Raw genomic sequence first — 17,623 nt, 5'->3', positions numbered from 1 at the left:
ACGAAAGAATGGCGTATAATCAGACGGTTGTACATAATTGTTCAAAAGGGACAGTACCGGTGAAACAAGGTAACCGCGTTTCGTCTCGGGGGTTAGGGGATTATCGATCCGGTGTGGTATAGGCGGTCTACTTCGTCTTGGGTGATTGCCTTATTGTAGAAGCGTAGGTCCGAAATGCGGCCGTGAAAGCCTCGGTCATAGGACCGGGGATCTCGACCAATGCTTGCTCTCTCGTTCGTTAAATCGAGGGGGAGAGCGTTTGTAATCGTGGTTTCATCGACTTGTTCGTTTTCGATGTAGAGCGTTAGAGAGTCAGTTTCGATGCTAAACACGAGGATAATGTCGACCCACCGATCCGTGTATGTAGCCCAAGGGGTGTCCAATTCTAATTGGTTGCTGAGCCGGAAGTTTGGATAGTCAGATCTCTGTCTGAGGAGGATGTAGTCGTCGTGGTTGTCGGAGATGAACCCGATTATTGCCCCAGGCCCTGTACGGTAGACACGGATGGCAATTGAGAAACTGGTTTGAGATAATTCGGAGAGGATATCGCGATCGAACTCTATGAATCCTGAGCCATCGAACGAATATGCGTCAGAGGACCGCCCCTCGACGCTGGTTGTAACTGAGTGTAATGTGCCGTTGTGGTCGCCCCAGACATCGGATATAGTGGTGTCCTGGGTTTCTGAATCGTTGAATGTCCAGTGGGTGATCCCGCTCGGGGGGCGGGTGTGTACTTGGGGCTTGATCCGGCCCTGGGAGATGGTGATGTTTGAATGGTCGTCGAGATCGTCTTCCCAACCTGCACTTCCCCATGCGACTACCTCAGCAGGTGTCTTCCGGTTGGTGGTGAATTTCCCTTGGTTGCTCATTTGTTGGTTGCTGTGTAGAGTGACTCTATTTCGGTACTCGAAAGCGCCCGCGAATAGTACCGAGCTTCACTGAGGTAGCCCACGTAGTAGCGGTCCTGGTGGCCCCCTGTGTCGCGGCCGAAGTACGTCGTGATCGTGGCTTCCTCTCGCGGAATCTGGAGTGTTGTGGCTCCCTGTTTCGCGCCATCAAAATATGATATTGCGACCCCGGACTCGTGGTCATATGTAATCGCGTACTGGTGCCACACATCAATGTTCGAGATGGGGTGGTCATCGGCAATCTGGTGGTGCGAGTTGTCGGTTGTGTCTAGAACGTACCCACCCCATTCGCGGCTTCCATCTCGCGGATGGATGATGAACCCGTTCGCGTCTCGAGCGGAAAGCAGCACTCCAGATCCAGACCACCCACTGGATGGTCCGGACTTAGCCCAGATGGATGTCGTGAAGCTCTGAGTGAAAGGAAGTTCGACACTGGCGTGGTCGTTCCCGTCAAAGTAGACTGCTGTCCCCCGGCTGGTATTCACGAAGTTGCCTCCGTGGAGTGTGGCGTGGTGGCCGCCAACCGAGTCGGTGAGCGTAGATGGGGAGTTGCTCTCGGTGAGCTTCCACCATGATTGGAGGCCGTTAGTAGGCCCTTCGGCAATGCGGTGACCGTGAACGGCTGTGCTTTCAACGTAGGTTGCTGACTGCTCGGAGATGTCTGTTTTCCAGTTGTCCGCCCCCCACGCTACCGGCTGGCGATCGCATCCTTTCCGTATAGTGGTGATTGATGGGCGGTCTTCCGACATGTGAAAAGATACCCAAGTCGGATAGATAAAACAGTCGGTCGTGTAGGTAACGCGGCTACTGATCGACGTATTGATCGACCCATTTCTGGCGGGCCTCAATTTCTCGCTGGCCTCTCCGGGTGAGCGAATACATGTTGGTCCGTCTGTCCTTCTCAGATTTTTCGACAAGCCCTTTCTCGACGAGTGTGTCCAAATTGGGGTACAGTCGGCCGTGGTGGATCTCCTTTTCGTAGTAGTCTTCGAGTTCTTCCTTGAGGGCGAGGCCATGCGGTTCCTCGAGGCCAGCAGTCACGTACAACAGGTCACGTTGAAAGCCAGTAAGGTCATACATAGTGTACGATGCCAAACTTAGTCGGATAACTGATAAAATTTTGGAAACAGTAAGGGCGATATTCAATCCCTGAGGCAATCCGAGGGTAGTGGGGCTGTTGTCGGGTAGTTGAGGGCACCGGGTAGTTGAGGGCACCGGGCAGTTGAGGGCACCGGGCAACGGGGGGCACCGGGCAACGGGGGGCACCGGGCAACGAGGGGCACCGGGCAACGAGGGGCACCGGGCAACGAGGGGCACCGGGCAACGAGGGGCACCGGGCAACGAGGGGCACCAGAATTCTGATAGTACCGGCTGTTGGGGGCACCCGAGCTTGGACCGTCCGGGCAGTAGGGGGCACCGGGCAGTTGAGGGCACCTAAACAGAGATGGTCTAAAAATCCAAACCCGGTCGCACTGCGCTCTCTTGGTTGGTATTCCCCGCCGCTTGGTCGTGTGGCCTGAGCGAAGACCGGTTACAGGGTCGCTGGGACTTGAACCCAGAACCGCTCGGGGCGCGGCGCACGTCCGTACGCACGAGCCAAGTGGAGCACGAGCCGTACTGCCCCCCGAGTGCTCTGCCGTTTGAGCTACGACCCCGCGGCGTGGCTTGCTTACAGGCACATCTTCTCTGCCATCTATGAAAAGAGTTTCCGCTTCTGTTATTCAGATATCTTGATGGGGCTTAGACGCTTTCTCGTCCCCATCGGCGAACGGAGCTACTCGAGGTTATGCTGTGAAATGTCCTGATGGAACGCTAGTTCGGTGACGAACTGGGCCTCTCGCGGGGGAGATTCCGCATCCAGGTAACCAGTCGCTTCGAGACCGATTTCGACAGCATCGAACATGTCGTCTGGGGTGTCGTACTCCAGAGTCTCGAAGAGTTCGGGACAATTGAAGCAGGTAGCGAAGATGAGTTCGCGGTGACTTCGGATCTGTGCCCAATTCGGAGATGGACTAAGCGGATGTCGCTCTTCGAACTGTGCGTTCGTGAGACAGACTATTGCGTAGATGCCCGTGGTCACTTTCGTAGCCTGTTCGGCCTGTTCAGTTGGAGAGGTTGGCTCGGTCCATACCTGAAAGCCGAGACAGTACAGCACTGCGTCGATCGCGCCTTCTGGGTATTGTTGTGATTGCGTCTCCAGAACTTCTGGAGTCGGTAAGTCGGCCCGACGCCGATCCGTGTCGTTGGTGTCGATGATCTCGCCGCTATCAGTGGTTGTCATGCTTTGTCACCCGGATTGGGTGTAGAATTCAGGGGCGGTTCGCTCGACGTCGCGGGTGGCGCTATTTCCGGTCTTCACCGCAGGGACCGCAGGCGAGTTTGAGCGGGTGGTCTTTCCGGACGGTCTTGATGAACGACTTGGCCGCGGCCGTCGCCGGCTTCAGCCGCTTCTGGTTCGCCTCCGAAGCGTGAGTCGACAACTGAAGATCCGCTTGGACGCCGCCGCGGTGGGCGTACTCGATTTCGATGAGTCGAGTGTTTCGAGTCATCCGCCAGATCTCAAGCAGGATTTCCTCTCCCTGCTGGGGTGTGAGATCGATGTCTTGGGTTCGGAAGGTATCCAGCCGGAGAGGTACCTCAGGCTGTGCGTCGGCTGTCCCAGATGCTGGGCGCGATCGGTTTGATGTTCCCATGGTGGTGTGGCTGCTGGACCGGGCTGTAGATTCGGTGTTCGCGGACATGGTATTTGAGTGTACGGGTCAGGCCGGAGTCGCTGTCTTCGAGGTGCTACTACCACAGTTCGGGCAGCAGTCGGGACATTCTGCGTAGACGATCGCGATATGACCCTCTGGGATGGACCGGTCGAGGTGTTCGCCGACGCCCTCGGCATCGTCGAGGACGAGCTCTTCGTCAGCGACGATCGTGTTTCCGAAGCAGGCGTCGACGGTGCCGTCTTCGTCGATTTCGGTCTCGATGTCGGTTCCACAAGACGCACAGCCGACGGTGATGGATGATGGCATTTTTCTGAATTCCTCTATCTCACTCGGGAGATAGAAAACCACCAGCTCGCTGGTGGTAGACGGTTGATTTTCGGAGGAGCGACTCCAGATGTTGTTGGTCGACGCCGGCCGTCAGGCCATTGCGGGTTGCGCGGCGGACATGATTGCCTGATCTGGACCAGAACACCAGTGGCAGTCGCCGTCGTCGCGCTCTGGGTCGTACCGGTGACCACAATCGGAACAGGATTCGAGGTGGCTATCGCGAACGCGAATGTTCTCGGCGTAGATGACGGTGACGAGTCGGTCGTTTCGCGAGAGGATGATGATCCCGCTGGGCTCGTGGAGCCGGGCGTTATCGTAGTGGTAGTCGGGTGCGCCGATCGGGACGCTGAGTCGCCATGCAGTTTGGATATCGATATCTCGGTTCGGGTTCCGGCTCCACCACTGGAGCTGAACATGGTTCGATGCCTGAGGTGCGTGAGGTACGTCCATAAGAGGAGAGAATTGTGTAGATGGCGTAGTGGTTACAGCGTGCTATCAGTGAAGAGGTGGAGGTGCCCCTCAGAGACGGGATCGACGCCGAGGAGGTACTCCGGGTTCGTCAGTGGCTCACCGTCGGTGTCGACCAGTTGGATGTTGAATACGGTCTCCAGGTCGACGTCGGCGAGTGGCGGCGTCTCGCCGGGGGCGGCTCCAACGTGGAGCGCCAAGGTACCGTTGTCGGTGTGAGCGGCGGCCAGCGGTGCTTCGCGGGCGGGTCGTCGCCCGTGGTGTGATTCGGTCAGGGAGACGCTTCTGACAGCGCGAGCGTCGGTTTTGCTGAGTGGGTATTGGCTCATGTCTGGGTAGGTATGCGCGCGGCTCTGTGGGTTCTGTATCGGCTCGCAGCAATCGAACGAGGTGGGGTGACCCCTCCTCGCTGGTTAGATGCTCGGTGCGGTGGTCGGCGTGGCGGGCTCGGCCGTCTGGGGCTGCTCGACCGGCGACGGGACCGTCGTGGCCCGGAGGCGCTGGCTGAGGAGCGTGATCGCATCGCCGAGGGTCTCGGCCGTGTTGAGAACGTCGCGACCGCTGGACGGAGACTGACGGCGGGTGACCGCCACTTCTCCGTTCGGGTCGAACGTGTCGGTCGGTTCGAGCCGGTACTCGGTCGGGAGTTGATTGTGGGTGATCGTCGCGACCTGGTTGAGACTGCCCGAACGCCCCTGCGTGATCTCGAACTGGACATCCCAGCCACCTTCGAACTGGTGGGCGATCTCGCTCGGAGTGATCACGTCACGGAGCGTGGTTCGCTCTTCGACACCGTCGAGCGATTCGGACGAGTCTCCAAGGCTACAGATGGGTTTTACGACGGTGCTGGCAGCTGCTAGTGCGATTTCGAACATTAGTATCTTTACCTCTCATTTCAAACGGAGAATACAAATTCTCCTGCGACGTGTGGTGGTTCATCACTGAATAGAGCGTCGGACGAAGGGGATATAAGCGGTTTTCAAGATTCGAATAGATGTTCTGATTGGAAAGTTGTTGAGATTGGACATTAGAATTGACCGAAAGAGCCAAGAGCCAGATCCGAGTGAGTACAGGTATGCGACCCCGCGAAAAGCGTACGCTGGCGGTTCGTCTGCTGCTTTTCGTGGGGATGGCCTGTGTCGGCGTTGGGGCGTTCGCTGGGGGCGCAGCAGCTACCTCGGCCGTTGTCCTCTCAGGTGCCGACTTGGCGTTTGCCGCTCGGGTGGATTCGTACGGGACAGTCCTCGATGATCTGATGGGCAACCTCTTCGAAATCGTCCATGTGACGGTGTTCTACGTTGGACTGAGCGCCCTAATGATCGGAGTGGTGCTCAGCTTTCTTGGCTCGCGCCGGGGCGACCGTTCGCTTCTGGGCTATGCGATTGGGACCGGCGGCGGGTTCTTGTTGCTGTTGTACTACGGCTACGATATCCTGTTCGGGCTGCTCCGCTGGACGTTCAAGGTCGGGACTTGGTAGTCAGGCCATGTTCGGCGTCGGTAGCTGCTCTACCCAGTCCGGGGCGGCGACATTCGCGTCGCCGTTATAGCGGATGCCGGAAGCGTTCTGGACGGCGTTCCGGAACGTGTTGAACTCGTTGCCCGGCATATAGCCGTCTAGTTCGATCTCGACGGCCCCATCCTCACGGACGGCGAACGAACACGGGTCGGTGAAGACGCCTTTGTCCTCGAGATACGCTTCCACCGTCTCGATCCGTTCATCGATCCCGCCAGTCGGCCCGTAGGCCCCGTAGTATTGGTCGAGGATATCGACGCGCTCCTCGAAGTGGTCTGAGAGGTACTTGCCCTGGTCGCGAACGTCGGCGATGACGGCGTGGTCACCGTTGCTCGGGCGAAGCGCACGGCCGGCACGCTGGATGCGCTCGATTTCGGATTTCCCACCCTCTGCGTGGACGATTGCGCTGATTTCCGGTATGTCGACGCCCTCCTTCAGCAGGGTGCTGATCAGGATGTCGATTTCGCCGGCTTGGAACTGGTCGAACGCCTCCTGGCGGACGTCGTTGATGTCGCTGCCGTGGAGGAACACGGCATTGTACTCGCTGATAGCGTCGAGGGTGTCGATCGCGGCGTCCTTCTCGGCACGGGCCTGGGTGTCGTCGCCGTCGCCGATGATGTCCTCGCGAACGTCAGCCGCCGTCGTCGACGCATCGAGAGCGTACTCGAGCAGTTTCCCCTGGTTGATCCGGTCGACGCTGACGTGGACGGTGTAGCCCTCGTCGACGAGGTCGGCGGCAGTCGCCGCGACCGTGCTGTTTCGGACGGGAGCGAGCTCACGGCAGTGACGGACGACATCGTGGTAGTCTTCTCCCGGTTTCGCCGTCCGCTGGCCCTCAGCGTCGACGAACCGGAACTCCGGTTTCGCGAGATGCCCTTCGTCGATGAGCTGCTCGGCGTCGATGACGCTGATACACTCACCGACCGCGGCTTCGATTTCGAGTTCTTCACCGGGCGTCGCACGCCACGGGGTGGCCGACAGCCCAATCCGGTACTCGGTGTCGAACTCGAGGCCGATTTGTTGCATCTTCTTCGCTCCGGAGGTCGTATGACACTCGTCGAAGATGGCGACGCCGTAGCGGCCGTCGAGGTCGCCGATGTCGTTCGACAGGAGGCTCTGAATCGTCGCGACGGTAACCGGGCCTTCCGACCACTCGCCGTCGCCGATGATCCCCGGCTCGACGCCGAGGACGGATTCGATCTGATCTGCCCACTGGTACAGGAGGTTCTTGGTGTGAACGAGGACGATCGCCTGCTGCTCGACGGTGTGGATGAGGTTGAGCGCGACGACGGTCTTGCCGCCGCCCGTCGGGATGGAGATGACGCCCATCTGTTTGTCGAGACTCGCTTCGACGGCCTCCTGCTGGTACGCACGGAGCGAGTGCGGGAAGTTCCACTCGGTCGCGATCGACGCCCCCGAGCGGTCGCCCTCGATGGTCGTCTCAACGGTGTAGCCTTCCGCTTCTAGGAGTTGAACGGCCCGACCGAGCAGCCCGATTGGAGCGCCGCTGTGCTCACTGTTGTAGATCCGGTGAAAGCCGTCCCACGATCCGTTCTTGTAGCGGTCAGTGTATTGCGCGTTCGGATCGCGCCACGCGAGTTCGTCTGCGAGTAGCTTGTCGACGACCGTACTAGCGTGTTGGACGAAGAACCACGTATACCCCTCGGGGACGACGATGTCGATGTGGCTGGCGTCTGCGGTCGGCTCTGCGGTTGTTGCGGTTGGGTCTTGTGTACTCATATTATTTCACCCTCTACCCCCCTCGGGGGGTATAAATACTCCCGCTGGGCGCTCTCGGGGGTCTAAGCGTCGTCGGCGAACTGCCCGTCCTCGTCGGCGAGCTCGACAGTGGCCAGCGGCTCGCCACAGGCACACTGGACCGGCGCTTCCGGGGGCGCTCGCATGTGTGGGGGGTGGCCGTCGTCGGCTGGCTCCTCGGTGACGAAGGTCGCCCGACCGCACTCGTACACCGCGATCGCGACGGGGTCGTCGTGGTAGTCGGCCTCGACTCGCTTCTGGGCCTGCTGCCGGTGTTTCTCGCGCAGGGACGGTCGCTCGTCGTCACAGTCCTCACAGAGGAGTCGGTACGGGACATCCGGCTGCTGGAGCGCGAGACAATCAGGGGCGATCAGGCTTCGTCGCGCAACGGTCTCGTTCTGGGCGTCGCAGTTGTCGCACTCGGGCGTTCGATGCCGCTCGACTGCGCTCGGCATCGCGGCGTGTGCCTGTTCGTTCCGGATCGCATCTGCGACCGGATCACCGATATCGCCGGGACTGAGGCCGTCTCCGTGTGGACTTCTCATTAGATATCTCCCTCTACTTCAGTCGGGGCGTACAAACTCTCCTCACGGGGAGGCCGTCTCGGCGGTCGGAGACGCGGTCCCGTCGGTGGCGCTCGCGTGTGTGGGTGTCGAGGTGGACTGCGGGAACGAGAGGTGCTGGCGGCCAGTCTCGGTCAGCCACTGGTGGATCTCGCGTTTCTGCGTGTCGGAGAGGCGGGAGTAGACGACCTGCTTCTGGAATCGTGGGTCGAACACGGCCGCCTGGACCCAGCTGAGTCCGTCGTTGCCAGATCCGTCGATGGTCTCGTCGATGACCATCCCGTCACAGCCGGTCGGGTACTTGATCCAGTCGTTCGAGCCGTTGGCGTGGTCAACGATATGTTCGTGGGGGTTCACGCCGTCGCCGAGGATGAGCGCGTGCTTCGCGGTCGGGATATCGAACCAGTCGTTGGTGATCTGTTCGAACCGCTTGCTCTCGGCTTTCTGGTTGGCTCGACAGAAGCGGTCGGCCTCAAGATGGCGGACAACATCGGAGGTAATGCGGGCTCGGTCCTCGTAGTCGCTCAGGTCGAGGTCGTCGACGGAGTCGCGTGAGAGCTTGTTGAGACCGGCGAGGTACTCGCCGACCACCGGGTCGTCGCGGACAACGGATGGAATGTGAAATCCGTCTCCAGACTCCCCAGCGTCGTCGAGGTGGCGGCGGAAGGAAACGTGGTTGTAACTCACCTCAACGTAGGCTGGAGTGATCTCGTCGATGGCGGTCGCGATACAGGCGGGGCCGGCGACGACCACATGCTTGATCTTCTCGCCAGCGATGCGGAGCCGTCGGTCAACCGGCGCAGCCGCGGTACAGATGTGCTTTGCGAGCTGTTCAGGGTCGGAGATACAGCGGGGGTTCGCGAGGATGCCGGTGGGGATGACCGCGAGCGTGAACATCGGGTCCACGAGGGAGGTGACTCGTCGGGCTGGCTCGGCCATTCAGTTTCGAAGTGTGAACTGGGGTTCAAGGCTGGCTGGGGCGGCTCGGCCGGTGGACTGGGTGGGTTTCGGATACATCTTTGAGAATATCCCTCGCTCCAAACGGGGGTTAAAAACCCCCTCTGGAGCTTCACGCGGGAGTGGTGTGGGTGTGCCGGCGTAGCCTCGTGGGCGTTACTCGTCTGGATCGAGTTCGAACGCGAGGTCGCCGTCCATATGGTCGAAATCCGCGCCGTTGCCTGAGTGGTGGATGCGGATCTTGGGGACTGTTGTCCGCTTGATGTACTTGGCGTCGATCGCGACGATGTTCTCGGTCTGGATGACGAGACGGTTGGTCTCGACCGTGTCGCTGTCGGTGATCCGACTCGCGTACGCCCAGTCTTTCTCGAAGTGCCGGACCACGTGTTGGACGTCGAGTGTTTCGCCGCTGGTCGTGTGAATGGTGACGCCGTTAGCCTCGTCGGGGTCGTTGCTCATGCGAAGTCACCTAGCGACCGGTTCTGCTTCTCGCGGACTCGGTGCTCGAACGCTTCCGGCGTGTCGATGTCTTCGTCCTCGTCGTAGAAGGTTAACAGCCAGACGGTCTGTTCTCGTAGCTCGGTTCGCTTGGGGCCGGTGTCGACGCGGTGGACCTCTGTCCCGTCAAGTTTGAACGCGAAGGTGTCCTTCGGGCCGGGGGTCCGCTTCGAGGAGCGGGTCAGTTTGGCCCCGTCTTGGTGAACCCACGTGGTGTGGAACGGACCATGATCGTCGATATCCCAGCCGCCGGGGACTGGGTACCGGAGGTTGGCTCTCGACCACGTTTCAACACCGTTCCACTCGGGATGGTCGGGTGGATCTGGCATCTCAGGCGGGCTGTCGCGGTCGGTATCTCGGTCAGACATGTTACCCGAACAGCTCCAGTCGGTGGTCCAAGTCGTCGAGGACGGTTTCCAATTCCTCGGTGAGCTCTTCGTCGGTGAACAGCAACTCCAACTGCCAAAGCATCACCCGCGCGTCGACGAGCTCTTGGAGAAGGCTTTCCCGTTCCTGTTGTCCGTTCAGGCTTCGGTTGATCGCTGCTGAGAGTTCCGAGAACTCTTCGGCGGCCTTGTTAAGTTGCGAATCTCTGCTCCAAGCGAGGTCGGCTCGCTTCCGCAGATCAGACTCGGAAAGCGCGGCATCCCACCGTTCAGGTTCAGGTTCGTCTTCTAGTGCTTCTGTCATACGGGCTAGCTACTCACCGTCATTATCGTAGCAGTCGGAGCGCGCCGATATAACGCTACTGGGGGCCTATTCCGTAGCGAACGGCGTTTCGGTCTCGTACTTGCGGCCACGGTACGGGATCTGGGTGGCGACGAGTCCGGCGGTCTGCTCAGTGAGGATTTGCTCCAGGCGATCGTTGATCTGCCAGAAGCCGGGGTCGATATCGAAGCGGTCAACGCTCACGTTGGCGAGACGGATGTCGACCGGGTGGAACCGCCCTGCTGTACCGGCCTTGAAGACGATCGAGATGTCGACACCGTGCCGAGGGGTCGGTTCCGTGGTGTCGCCTTCGATGGTGATCGGGCGGTGGATGAAATGCCGGATGATGTTCGCGAGGTCGGAACAGCCGGGCCAAACGGCGGTGACGTCTTGGATGGTGCGGTACGTCCTCGTTGCGTGGAGTTCGTAGGTTGCTGGTTCGGGACTGTCCTGTCCGGTGACGGTGAGGACCGTCGTGAAGTCGTATTGCTCAAGGGGGTCAGCCGGCCCCAGGGGCGCTGTACTTCCGTTTTCTGGATTCGTCGTGATGCTCATGGGTGTGGGTGGTGTGTTGGTGTGTCCGTTGATTCATTGAGTGTGGATTAGGATCGTCGATACCGTCGGTTGATGGGCATACTATGCGAGTCACTAACAGACAAGATAAATGTTCTTGTCGTCGGGGGTGGGTGAGTGGTCATCTCTCTCCTCCATTTCAGTCGGGATGTACAAACTCTCGGGCTCTACTGCGGTATCTCGCTTCGGACGGTCGTTCGTGTTGAGGGTGAGTCAAGCCCTTCGCAACAGCCTAACGACGGCGAGCGTCAAGCAGAGTCCGGTGGCGAGCCCAAAGAGAATCACGCCGAGCATACCGATACTGCCGATCGAAGGGGTGCTGGGATTGGTGATGACGCCATACGCTACGCTGGTGAAGCCCAGCGAGAGCCACGCCATCACGATTCCGACAGCAGGGAGTTCGCGCTGGTTTCGGTGTCGACGTCGAGCTTCTGGATTCTCGTTCTCGTGTTCTGTATTACTGATCTGGGTTGGTCTTGAGCGCATCTAACACTCGACCTCACCAGCGGCGGAGGTGAGCGGGGGCGTGGTCTCGGTGTAGGTCGACTGGTCGATCATGCCGGAGAACATCGGGAGCTGGAAATTGTAGTTGTACAAAAGGTCGAACGCGGCAAACGGGTTGACCCCGTCTTCGAGAAGGCCGCTGCGGCTCAGACGGACGCCAGCCGCGAGAGAGATGATTTCGTCATCGTTGATCTGGCCGGCGAGTTCAACGCCGAACTCGTTGCCGTTGGTCGGGTCGGTGAGGATGGAGGCATGAACGAGGCCGTCGATCGTCGCCGATCCGTTTCCGATATCGAGAGCGTGACCGCTACCGGCGAAACAGCCCGTCAGGGGCTCGGTAGTCGCTTCAGCGGACAGTTCGGAGTGGTTGTCGAGAGTGTCGTTGGTGGTCGCGAGCATCTCTTCTTCGGTGTCGTTGAGTTCGTCACTGTAGTTGGCGGCGGACGCAGGGGCGGCGGTCATCGCGAGGCCGATCGTCGCGAGCAGCGCGATTGTGACTATGATTGGAACGTAGCGACTCACACGGACGAGGCTTATCTTGCTCTGGATCATGGTTCACCTTCTACCTCCAACGAGGTACATAAATACCTCCCGGCCACCCCTAAACAGAGGTGTGCGACGCTAAGACGGTTATTCGCAGTTGGGGTAGAGCAGCATAACCGTCTCGCCTTTGAGTTCCTCGGCCCATGGGCAGAGAGGCTTGCCGTCGTAGTATTTGCTTCCGGTGAGAGTGATCCATTTGACCCCCTCACACGGGGTCTGGTGGATGTCGGGATCGAGCGGGAGGTCGGTGTCGCTCTTTGAGCTGGTGACATGGTCGAAGTAGTCGAACTCGTCGAACGTGAAGGCGAGTTCCGCTTCGATGGCGGCCCAGATGTCGTCGAGGCTGTCCCACGTCTCGGTCATCGTCCGGTCGAGGAGATGGCCAGACGGGTCGTAGTTCCACTTGCGGACCTCCTCGATGAGGTCGTTGCGGCCGTAGAACCACACGGAGTCCAGCCAGTAGGAGAACTCCTCGAAGTTGTGGAACACAACGAGCGGGCGTGCTTTCACCCAGTCGGGGAGAGTGTGGTAATCCCGATCGGGAATGGTTTCGAGGTCGTACTTGGTCACCGGGTGGGAGTCGCCCGGTGAGAGAGCGTCGTCGTCCTGCGGGAACCAGTCGGGGAAGCCTCGGTTGATCTGGGGTCGTTTGAGCGGGAGGAACTGGCCGTCGAGTTGGAGTTTCCGACAGCTCATCCCGGCTTGCTTCCGGATGGAAAATCCGGAACTGTCGGGTAACAGGATGCCGAACTCGTCGGGGAGGTACCCGATCTCGAGGGTGCGATTTGCTGGGGTGGGTGCGTCGGCGTCGGCGCGGTGGGTAGCGTCCATGGGTGAGTTCACTGGTGGTGGGACAGCATCGGTGTCGGGCGGATGGGTACGTACCTGAGGTAGAACATCGCGGAGATAATCAATGCTCCGCCGCCCACCGCCGTTGTCGCGAGCAGCGCGACGGCGACGCTGACGAAGGCCACTGTTGCGAAGAACAGGAACACCTTCCCGAGCCAGACGACGGCGTCGGCGGCTGCTCGAACGGCGATCCGGCAGATGGGTCGGAGTTGGGTGTCGGTGAACGCACTCTGTGTCGACATCGGTGGGAGAGTGTCGGTGTCGCCAGCCTTCGGCGGGGTGCTCATCGCCACGACCTCACGTGCGGCGTGGAAGGAGATGCGCCGGCCTCGAGCCACCCGAGAACTCCCAGAATGGTCAGTAGGATGGCGGCGGCGATGGCGGGCGGTGCTGTCGTCGCGACGATCGTCAGGAAATCTGGTGGGGTGATGGGCATTATCTAATTCCTCTACCCCAAACGGGGTTTAGAAACTCTCTACGATACGCTCACCGGGATGTCACTGGCTGAGGGGTGCTGCTGTCCGATCAGACCCGCCTGCTCTTCGATAGCGGCCAGAAGTAGCCAGTAGGGGGCACCCGAGCTTGGACCGTTTGGGCAGTAGGGGGCACCGGGCAGTAGGGGCACCGGGCAGTAGGGGGCACCGGGCAACGGGGGGCACCGGGCAACGGGGGGCACCGGGCAGTTGAGGGCACCGGCATCGCCCACACTACGCACTGCCTTCCTGGCTCGCTCTGCGAGTCTGGCTGGCTACGGGTTATTGAGGGCACCGGGCAGGAGAGGGCACCGGAGCCCCTCGTATCTCGGTTGTTGCGGGCACCAAAACTCAAGCGACACTGGTTGTTGGGGGCACCCGGTTGTTGCGGGCACCCGAGCCCCAGCTGGCAGTCGCATCGCGCTCCTCGCTGCCGGTGTTGATCTGCGACTCCGTATGGCCGTGTGGCCCGAACACGCGGTCGTGGCAGCAGCGACTCGCTGTTGGGCTGGGCTTGGCACTACCCGATCGACGGCCCCGGTGCGTGAAGGCCGCCGCCTTGGAGCAGTGTCGAGTCCGGGTCCTCCGGATCGTAGCAGACGAAGATGTCCGTCTCCGTCGTACAGAGCTCTGTCGTCGGATCGGGATCGTGGATCCCAATGACTGGTGGCTGTTCTCCCATGCTAGTCTCCTCTCGTGAGTGGTGGAATGTTCATTCTGACCTCCTCGCCGCCCCTCGGAGGGTACAAACTCTCTGGGGCGCTCAGGCGGGGCTGTCGGGGTGGACTGTGCCGGTAGCGGGGCTGTATCCGCTACAGAACGCCTGTTCGGGTGGGCGATCGTCGCCGAGAAGAACACTGGAAAAACGGTGTGGGAGAACATGTGGGGCGATAGCATGAAAAACACTGGAAAAACGGTGTGTGGTGGGTGTCGTTGGTGGGTCGTATCGACCCGATGAATGGCGGAGGGGTGATCCCCTCCAGGGATGGGTTGGAGAGACTGGTGCCGAGTGGAGCGTTCAGTCAGCCTGCGCCGGGGAGACCTCGCTGGCCTCCGCCGCCACAGCCGCGTCCGGTTCCGGCTCCGTCTCCGGGGCCGCCTGCGGCTCCAGTCCGAGGTACTCCAGGTCGTCGGCCGACAGCCGGGCACGCAGGTCCGCCACCTGCCCGTCCGTCAGGTCCTCGACCTCGACATCGCTGCGCGAGGACTCGACGAGGTAGCGCGCCCAGTCGAGGATCTGATCGCCGTCCTTGTTGGCCGAAACGTCCACGTAGTCGCCGCTGAGCTCCGTTGCGTACTTGACCCACGGATTCGTGCCGCGAGCCGTCGTGATCGCCTCCATCCCCCGGTCGGTGCCGTCGTGGAGGAAGACGGCGTGCGTCGCCGTCGTGACCGTGTCGAAGTAGTCGTTGTACACACGCTCGTCCGTCTTTCCACGCGCCTTGGCCTTCGCGCGGTTGATCCGCGACTGCTCGAGGAGACTGTAGTCGATGTCGTTGCGATCATCGCGATCGCTCAGGTCGAACGCACTCGCGTCGACGCCGTGCTCGGCGGCCATCAGCTGGCCGACCGGGACATCGTCCTCCATCATCACGCCCTCCACGGAGAAGTTGTCGCCGTCCTCCGCAGGGTCGTCGAGGAACATCCGCCAGTCCATGCTGTAATACTCCACGTCGGGGAAGACGTCGTCGTCGAATCGCTCTTCGAGGAGCTGCGAGAGCGCGTAGTTCTCGCGAACGACGATGTTGTCGACACGCTGGTCGGCCATCGCCGCGATCTTCTTGATGCCCTCCTCAGCGCGGTCCGCGAGTGCGTCCATGTCGCGAACGTACCGATCGTTGCCCGTCAGCCCGAGTGCCGCCACGAAGACGTTGAGCTCGTCGTTGGTGTTCGTACTGGCCATGCTACCGCCGTTCTGGGATGCTTCTGTCGACATTGTTATCACTTGGATTGTTTGACCGCAACCGCATCTGCCGTTTGGGGATTCGCACCGAGACAGTCTGTCTGGACTGCCTCGATCACATCTCCCCCTACCCCAAATTGGGAATACAAACTCCCCAACTCACGCACCTGGACTGACAGGGCGCGGCGGCGCTCGCTGTCATCCTCACCGCAGAGGACGATATCCCGAACACCGTTGGTCGAAGAGAATTCGAGTTCCCCTTCGCCCATCCCCGAGGAATACAAACCTCGCTGGGACGGACTGCTGGACAGGGGCCAGGCGGGACATTCACACTCAACTCGCCGCGAGTCGAGACTGGAATCTCCCCCGAGTGCCTGCTTTCGAATCATCTCCTGTACCTCCATCGAGGAGTAAAAACTCCCCAGCGGAGCGTCGAGCTGGCCGTCCAGCCCGTCGGAAACCCGAAGTCGTGTCTTGTCAATCGCTTCGACCATCTGCGTTAGAATGATTGACAAGACAGGTTCCCTCAGTGCGTTTCGTCCGCAGCGTCTCGGATCTCGGTTGAGACGCCGATGTCCGGGATTTCGGCTTCGCGCGCCGCCATGGTGGCGTCGAAGTCGTTGGAGAACGTTCGATCGAGCGTGCCGAGCTCGGCGTCGTCTGCGTCGAGGACGACGACTTCGAATGCCCCGTGGTCTGCGCTTTCTCGCGCCGCTTGCGCTGCTTCCGGTTGGTCAATGACGTATGAGTCACACATGTTGTTTTATCTCTCTCCGCCTCCACTCGGAGGGTAGAAACTCTCTGCGGGGCGTCCCTATTTTTGTGAGCTTCGCTTCGCCCGGTCCCCACAGACAGGCCTCCGGCGCAGCCGAGACGCTCGGGCGGTGTTGAGAGAGCGTCGAGGAGGGGAGGAGGGGAGGGAGGTGGAACGTTGCGGTCCGACCCTCCGGGCGACGGGGGAGGGCACGCGCAAAAACGAACAACCGGTGTCATCCGAGCAGCGAGACGAAGATCGCGGCGGTGACGAGCGTGCTGGACAGGAAGCAGCCGGCGGCGATGGGATATCCGATATGCTTCTCCATGGTCACTCCTCCGTCGCGTCGACGACGTCGACCCGGACGTTCTGCGTGAGTGCCTTCCGCGTGGTGTCCCAGTCGGGCCGGTCGATGACGACGTGGCCGTACTGGTGTGGGCTCTTGGCGGCCGGAACACGCTCGACGATTTCGACTTCGAGGTCCTCGTCGAACGCGGTGTACACGGGCCGGAACGTCGACCGGGGCTCGTCTGTGCGCTCGCCGATCGGCTCGACGCTGGTGTCGGTTGGAGTGTCCATCGGGCCTGTGTATGCTTCGGTCGTCTCTTTCGGTGGTTTGGTCCATCCCATATCAGAATTCACTCTACCCCCCTCGGTGGGTAAAAACTCGCTCTGGAGCGAGTTCATACAGGCGGGCAGGCGTCGATTCACTCGGCCTCCTCGCGGTAGTCGTCGATAGAGAGGTCGTAAGCGCGGTGAGCGCGGTCGCCTGCGCTGCCGAAGTGGCCGCGAAGCTGGGCGAACGTGTGGAAGCCGTTCGCTGTACAGCCTTCGACGGGACAGCCGTCTGGAACGCCGACGTGGTCGGTCTCGTACTTCGAGCGGTTGCGCTCGGCGAGCTCGGACGGGCTCGGCACGTCGCCAAGGCCGGGCACGCTGATCGTCTCGTCGGTGAACTCGCTCATCGGCCGTACTGGTTCTGGAGCGTTCGCTTGGCGTCTTGGACGGCCTCGTCGATCTCGTCATCGGAGAGGCTGTGCTGGAACGCCTCCTTCATCACGGTGCGACGGATCGCTTCCTGGGCAGAGTCGGTTCCGAACTGCTCGTCGGCCACCTTCTGGGCGTCGACGCCCTCGAGTGCGATCGCGGTGAGCGGGACGATCACCTGCTTGATGCTGGTCCAGTCGGTGGTGTCGATCTCGGTGCCGACGAACTCGTCTTGCCAGTAGTCCTCGCGGATGTCGGCCTCTGAGAGGTGTCGGTCGGAGGTCGCCATGTTGAGGTCGGCGAGCTCGTCAGGGTCGCCGAACCACGTCGGGAAGCGGCCGGAGAGCGCGGCGGTCGCGACGTTGACGGCTTCGAGTTCGGACATCGGTCCGGGCTCGGACGTCTCGCCGTTGACGATGGCGCGGTTCTCGATGGCGGCTCCGAGATACGACAGCAGTCGGTCGACCTTGCACCGACAGCCACGATGCTCGAAGTCGACGAGCTGATCGAAGATGTCGTACTCGACGACACCGACCAGCCGGTCCGGCGTGATCGCCTCGAAGTCGATTCGATCAAGAGTGGGGGAGTGAGCATTCATGTTTCCTTCTACCCCAATCGAGGGA

The 17,623-nt window shown here is 60.8% G+C and carries 28 protein-coding genes and 1 tRNA gene; 1 reads left to right on the top strand and 28 read right to left on the bottom strand.

Annotated features, from left to right (window positions below; genetic code table 11):
• Nucleotides 1-92: 92 nt before the first annotated feature.
• The 10 genes from NO877_RS14045 to NO877_RS14000 form a co-directional block, all read right to left on the bottom strand.
• Entirely contained in the window at nt 93-869 is a 777-nt protein-coding gene (locus NO877_RS14045; protein ID WP_256396984.1) for a LamG domain-containing protein, read from the bottom strand.
• Nucleotides 866-1,657: a LamG domain-containing protein gene (locus tag NO877_RS14040; protein ID WP_256396983.1), complete on the bottom strand. Its 792-nt coding sequence runs from the start codon at nt 1,655-1,657 to the stop codon at nt 866-868. Before NO877_RS14040 ends, NO877_RS14045 begins: the two co-directional genes overlap by 4 nt.
• 55 nt (nt 1,658-1,712) lie before the next feature.
• A complete protein-coding gene (locus NO877_RS14035; protein ID WP_256396982.1) occupies nt 1,713-1,988 on the bottom strand; it encodes a PadR family transcriptional regulator in 276 nt (91 codons plus the stop codon).
• Between the two features lie 454 nt (nt 1,989-2,442).
• Nucleotides 2,443-2,563 (bottom strand) — tRNA-OTHER (locus NO877_RS14030).
• 119 nt (nt 2,564-2,682) lie between these two features.
• Nucleotides 2,683-3,189: a hypothetical protein gene (locus tag NO877_RS14025; protein ID WP_256396981.1), complete on the bottom strand. Its 507-nt coding sequence runs from the start codon at nt 3,187-3,189 to the stop codon at nt 2,683-2,685.
• A 61-nt stretch (nt 3,190-3,250) separates the two neighbouring features.
• Entirely contained in the window at nt 3,251-3,601 is a 351-nt protein-coding gene (locus NO877_RS14020; RefSeq protein WP_154017988.1) for a hypothetical protein, read from the bottom strand.
• A gap of 66 nt (nt 3,602-3,667) precedes the next feature.
• The gene (locus NO877_RS14015) at nt 3,668-3,928 is read right to left on the bottom strand and encodes a hypothetical protein (protein ID WP_256396980.1); all 261 of its coding nucleotides are present in this window, start codon (nt 3,926-3,928) and stop codon (nt 3,668-3,670) included.
• A 111-nt stretch (nt 3,929-4,039) separates the two neighbouring features.
• A complete protein-coding gene (locus NO877_RS14010; protein WP_256396979.1) occupies nt 4,040-4,399 on the bottom strand; it encodes a hypothetical protein in 360 nt (119 codons plus the stop codon).
• Between the two features lie 32 nt (nt 4,400-4,431).
• The gene (locus NO877_RS14005; RefSeq protein WP_256396978.1) at nt 4,432-4,746 is read right to left on the bottom strand and encodes a hypothetical protein; all 315 of its coding nucleotides are present in this window, start codon (nt 4,744-4,746) and stop codon (nt 4,432-4,434) included.
• A gap of 84 nt (nt 4,747-4,830) precedes the next feature.
• A complete protein-coding gene (locus NO877_RS14000; protein ID WP_256396977.1) occupies nt 4,831-5,292 on the bottom strand; it encodes a hypothetical protein in 462 nt (153 codons plus the stop codon).
• Between the two features lie 200 nt (nt 5,293-5,492).
• On the opposite strand from NO877_RS14000, the gene NO877_RS13995 reads away from it, so the two are divergent.
• Nucleotides 5,493-5,894, top strand: a complete 402-nt coding sequence (locus NO877_RS13995; protein ID WP_256396976.1) for a hypothetical protein — start codon at nt 5,493-5,495, stop codon at nt 5,892-5,894.
• On the opposite strand, the gene NO877_RS13990 is transcribed toward NO877_RS13995, so the two are convergent.
• From NO877_RS13990 to NO877_RS13905, 18 genes are all read right to left on the bottom strand, one after another.
• Nucleotides 5,895-7,670: a DEAD/DEAH box helicase gene (locus NO877_RS13990; protein ID WP_256396975.1), complete on the bottom strand. Its 1,776-nt coding sequence runs from the start codon at nt 7,668-7,670 to the stop codon at nt 5,895-5,897.
• Nucleotides 7,671-7,732: 62 nt separating this feature from the next.
• Nucleotides 7,733-8,233, bottom strand: coding sequence for a hypothetical protein (locus NO877_RS13985; RefSeq protein WP_256396974.1), 501 nt, complete (start codon nt 8,231-8,233; stop codon nt 7,733-7,735).
• A gap of 42 nt (nt 8,234-8,275) precedes the next feature.
• Complete coding sequence (locus tag NO877_RS13980; protein ID WP_256396973.1) at nt 8,276-9,190, bottom strand: hypothetical protein; 915 nt, start codon at nt 9,188-9,190, stop codon at nt 8,276-8,278.
• Nucleotides 9,191-9,364: 174 nt separating this feature from the next.
• The gene (locus tag NO877_RS13975) at nt 9,365-9,667 is read right to left on the bottom strand and encodes a hypothetical protein (protein ID WP_256396972.1); all 303 of its coding nucleotides are present in this window, start codon (nt 9,665-9,667) and stop codon (nt 9,365-9,367) included.
• Nucleotides 9,664-10,074 carry a hypothetical protein gene (locus tag NO877_RS13970; protein WP_256396971.1) on the bottom strand — a complete coding sequence of 137 codons (411 nt, stop codon included), beginning with the start codon at nt 10,072-10,074 and terminating at the stop codon, nt 9,664-9,666. Before NO877_RS13970 ends, NO877_RS13975 begins: the two co-directional genes overlap by 4 nt.
• A gap of 1 nt (nt 10,075) precedes the next feature.
• Complete coding sequence (locus NO877_RS13965) at nt 10,076-10,396, bottom strand: nucleoside triphosphate pyrophosphohydrolase family protein (protein ID WP_256396970.1); 321 nt, start codon at nt 10,394-10,396, stop codon at nt 10,076-10,078.
• A 66-nt stretch (nt 10,397-10,462) separates the two neighbouring features.
• Nucleotides 10,463-10,969 carry a hypothetical protein gene (locus NO877_RS13960; RefSeq protein WP_256396969.1) on the bottom strand — a complete coding sequence of 169 codons (507 nt, stop codon included), beginning with the start codon at nt 10,967-10,969 and terminating at the stop codon, nt 10,463-10,465.
• A 231-nt stretch (nt 10,970-11,200) separates the two neighbouring features.
• Complete coding sequence (locus NO877_RS13955; RefSeq protein ID WP_256396968.1) at nt 11,201-11,473, bottom strand: hypothetical protein; 273 nt, start codon at nt 11,471-11,473, stop codon at nt 11,201-11,203.
• On the bottom strand, nt 11,474-12,013 hold the full coding sequence (locus NO877_RS13950; RefSeq protein ID WP_256396967.1) for a DUF7332 family protein: 540 nt from the start codon (nt 12,011-12,013) through the stop codon (nt 11,474-11,476). It abuts the gene before it with no gap.
• Nucleotides 12,014-12,121: 108 nt separating this feature from the next.
• Complete coding sequence (locus tag NO877_RS13945; RefSeq protein ID WP_256396966.1) at nt 12,122-12,865, bottom strand: hypothetical protein; 744 nt, start codon at nt 12,863-12,865, stop codon at nt 12,122-12,124.
• Between the two features lie 8 nt (nt 12,866-12,873).
• Nucleotides 12,874-13,221: a hypothetical protein gene (locus NO877_RS13940; RefSeq protein WP_256396965.1), complete on the bottom strand. Its 348-nt coding sequence runs from the start codon at nt 13,219-13,221 to the stop codon at nt 12,874-12,876.
• Between the two features lie 655 nt (nt 13,222-13,876).
• The gene (locus NO877_RS13935; RefSeq protein WP_256396964.1) at nt 13,877-14,038 is read right to left on the bottom strand and encodes a hypothetical protein; all 162 of its coding nucleotides are present in this window, start codon (nt 14,036-14,038) and stop codon (nt 13,877-13,879) included.
• 336 nt (nt 14,039-14,374) lie between these two features.
• Complete coding sequence (locus tag NO877_RS13930) at nt 14,375-15,292, bottom strand: hypothetical protein (RefSeq protein ID WP_256396963.1); 918 nt, start codon at nt 15,290-15,292, stop codon at nt 14,375-14,377.
• A gap of 5 nt (nt 15,293-15,297) precedes the next feature.
• A complete protein-coding gene (locus NO877_RS13925; protein ID WP_256396962.1) occupies nt 15,298-15,753 on the bottom strand; it encodes a hypothetical protein in 456 nt (151 codons plus the stop codon).
• A 32-nt stretch (nt 15,754-15,785) separates the two neighbouring features.
• Nucleotides 15,786-16,016, bottom strand: coding sequence for a hypothetical protein (locus NO877_RS13920; protein ID WP_256396961.1), 231 nt, complete (start codon nt 16,014-16,016; stop codon nt 15,786-15,788).
• A 327-nt stretch (nt 16,017-16,343) separates the two neighbouring features.
• A complete protein-coding gene (locus NO877_RS13915; RefSeq protein ID WP_256396960.1) occupies nt 16,344-16,643 on the bottom strand; it encodes a hypothetical protein in 300 nt (99 codons plus the stop codon).
• Between the two features lie 77 nt (nt 16,644-16,720).
• Nucleotides 16,721-16,978, bottom strand: coding sequence for a hypothetical protein (locus NO877_RS13910; RefSeq protein ID WP_256396959.1), 258 nt, complete (start codon nt 16,976-16,978; stop codon nt 16,721-16,723).
• The gene (locus tag NO877_RS13905; protein ID WP_256396958.1) at nt 16,975-17,598 is read right to left on the bottom strand and encodes a hypothetical protein; all 624 of its coding nucleotides are present in this window, start codon (nt 17,596-17,598) and stop codon (nt 16,975-16,977) included. The genes NO877_RS13910 and NO877_RS13905 overlap by 4 nt, the downstream gene beginning before the upstream one ends.
• Nucleotides 17,599-17,623 lie beyond the last annotated feature (25 nt).

This window comes from Halohasta litorea, from assembly GCF_024494645.1.
Lineage (GTDB): Archaea > Halobacteriota > Halobacteria > Halobacteriales > Haloferacaceae > Halohasta > Halohasta litorea.
This window is presented reverse-complemented; position numbering and strand designations above follow the sequence as displayed.

What these genes read in the sequence shown, in the direction of transcription:
- NO877_RS14045 (WP_256396984.1), bottom strand. Translation starts at nt 869, where the DNA reads ATGAGCAACCAAGGGAAATTCACCACCAACCGGAAGACACCTGCTGAG.
- NO877_RS14040 (WP_256396983.1), bottom strand. Translation starts at nt 1,657, where the DNA reads ATGTCGGAAGACCGCCCATCAATCACCACTATACGGAAAGGATGCGAT.
- NO877_RS14035 (WP_256396982.1), bottom strand. Translation starts at nt 1,988, where the DNA reads ATGTATGACCTTACTGGCTTTCAACGTGACCTGTTGTACGTGACTGCT.
- NO877_RS14025 (WP_256396981.1), bottom strand. Translation starts at nt 3,189, where the DNA reads ATGACAACCACTGATAGCGGCGAGATCATCGACACCAACGACACGGAT.
- NO877_RS14020 (WP_154017988.1), bottom strand. Translation starts at nt 3,601, where the DNA reads ATGGGAACATCAAACCGATCGCGCCCAGCATCTGGGACAGCCGACGCA.
- NO877_RS14015 (WP_256396980.1), bottom strand. Translation starts at nt 3,928, where the DNA reads ATGCCATCATCCATCACCGTCGGCTGTGCGTCTTGTGGAACCGACATC.
- NO877_RS14010 (WP_256396979.1), bottom strand. Translation starts at nt 4,399, where the DNA reads ATGGACGTACCTCACGCACCTCAGGCATCGAACCATGTTCAGCTCCAG.
- NO877_RS14005 (WP_256396978.1), bottom strand. Translation starts at nt 4,746, where the DNA reads ATGAGCCAATACCCACTCAGCAAAACCGACGCTCGCGCTGTCAGAAGC.
- NO877_RS14000 (WP_256396977.1), bottom strand. Translation starts at nt 5,292, where the DNA reads ATGTTCGAAATCGCACTAGCAGCTGCCAGCACCGTCGTAAAACCCATC.
- NO877_RS13995 (WP_256396976.1), top strand. Translation starts at nt 5,493, where the DNA reads ATGCGACCCCGCGAAAAGCGTACGCTGGCGGTTCGTCTGCTGCTTTTC.
- NO877_RS13990 (WP_256396975.1), bottom strand. Translation starts at nt 7,670, where the DNA reads ATGAGTACACAAGACCCAACCGCAACAACCGCAGAGCCGACCGCAGAC.
- NO877_RS13985 (WP_256396974.1), bottom strand. Translation starts at nt 8,233, where the DNA reads ATGAGAAGTCCACACGGAGACGGCCTCAGTCCCGGCGATATCGGTGAT.
- NO877_RS13980 (WP_256396973.1), bottom strand. Translation starts at nt 9,190, where the DNA reads ATGGCCGAGCCAGCCCGACGAGTCACCTCCCTCGTGGACCCGATGTTC.
- NO877_RS13975 (WP_256396972.1), bottom strand. Translation starts at nt 9,667, where the DNA reads ATGAGCAACGACCCCGACGAGGCTAACGGCGTCACCATTCACACGACC.
- NO877_RS13970 (WP_256396971.1), bottom strand. Translation starts at nt 10,074, where the DNA reads ATGTCTGACCGAGATACCGACCGCGACAGCCCGCCTGAGATGCCAGAT.
- NO877_RS13965 (WP_256396970.1), bottom strand. Translation starts at nt 10,396, where the DNA reads ATGACAGAAGCACTAGAAGACGAACCTGAACCTGAACGGTGGGATGCC.
- NO877_RS13960 (WP_256396969.1), bottom strand. Translation starts at nt 10,969, where the DNA reads ATGAGCATCACGACGAATCCAGAAAACGGAAGTACAGCGCCCCTGGGG.
- NO877_RS13955 (WP_256396968.1), bottom strand. Translation starts at nt 11,473, where the DNA reads ATGCGCTCAAGACCAACCCAGATCAGTAATACAGAACACGAGAACGAG.
- NO877_RS13945 (WP_256396966.1), bottom strand. Translation starts at nt 12,865, where the DNA reads ATGGACGCTACCCACCGCGCCGACGCCGACGCACCCACCCCAGCAAAT.
- NO877_RS13935 (WP_256396964.1), bottom strand. Translation starts at nt 14,038, where the DNA reads ATGGGAGAACAGCCACCAGTCATTGGGATCCACGATCCCGATCCGACG.
- NO877_RS13930 (WP_256396963.1), bottom strand. Translation starts at nt 15,292, where the DNA reads ATGTCGACAGAAGCATCCCAGAACGGCGGTAGCATGGCCAGTACGAAC.
- NO877_RS13925 (WP_256396962.1), bottom strand. Translation starts at nt 15,753, where the DNA reads ATGGTCGAAGCGATTGACAAGACACGACTTCGGGTTTCCGACGGGCTG.
- NO877_RS13920 (WP_256396961.1), bottom strand. Translation starts at nt 16,016, where the DNA reads ATGTGTGACTCATACGTCATTGACCAACCGGAAGCAGCGCAAGCGGCG.
- NO877_RS13915 (WP_256396960.1), bottom strand. Translation starts at nt 16,643, where the DNA reads ATGGGATGGACCAAACCACCGAAAGAGACGACCGAAGCATACACAGGC.
- NO877_RS13910 (WP_256396959.1), bottom strand. Translation starts at nt 16,978, where the DNA reads ATGAGCGAGTTCACCGACGAGACGATCAGCGTGCCCGGCCTTGGCGAC.
- NO877_RS13905 (WP_256396958.1), bottom strand. Translation starts at nt 17,598, where the DNA reads ATGAATGCTCACTCCCCCACTCTTGATCGAATCGACTTCGAGGCGATC.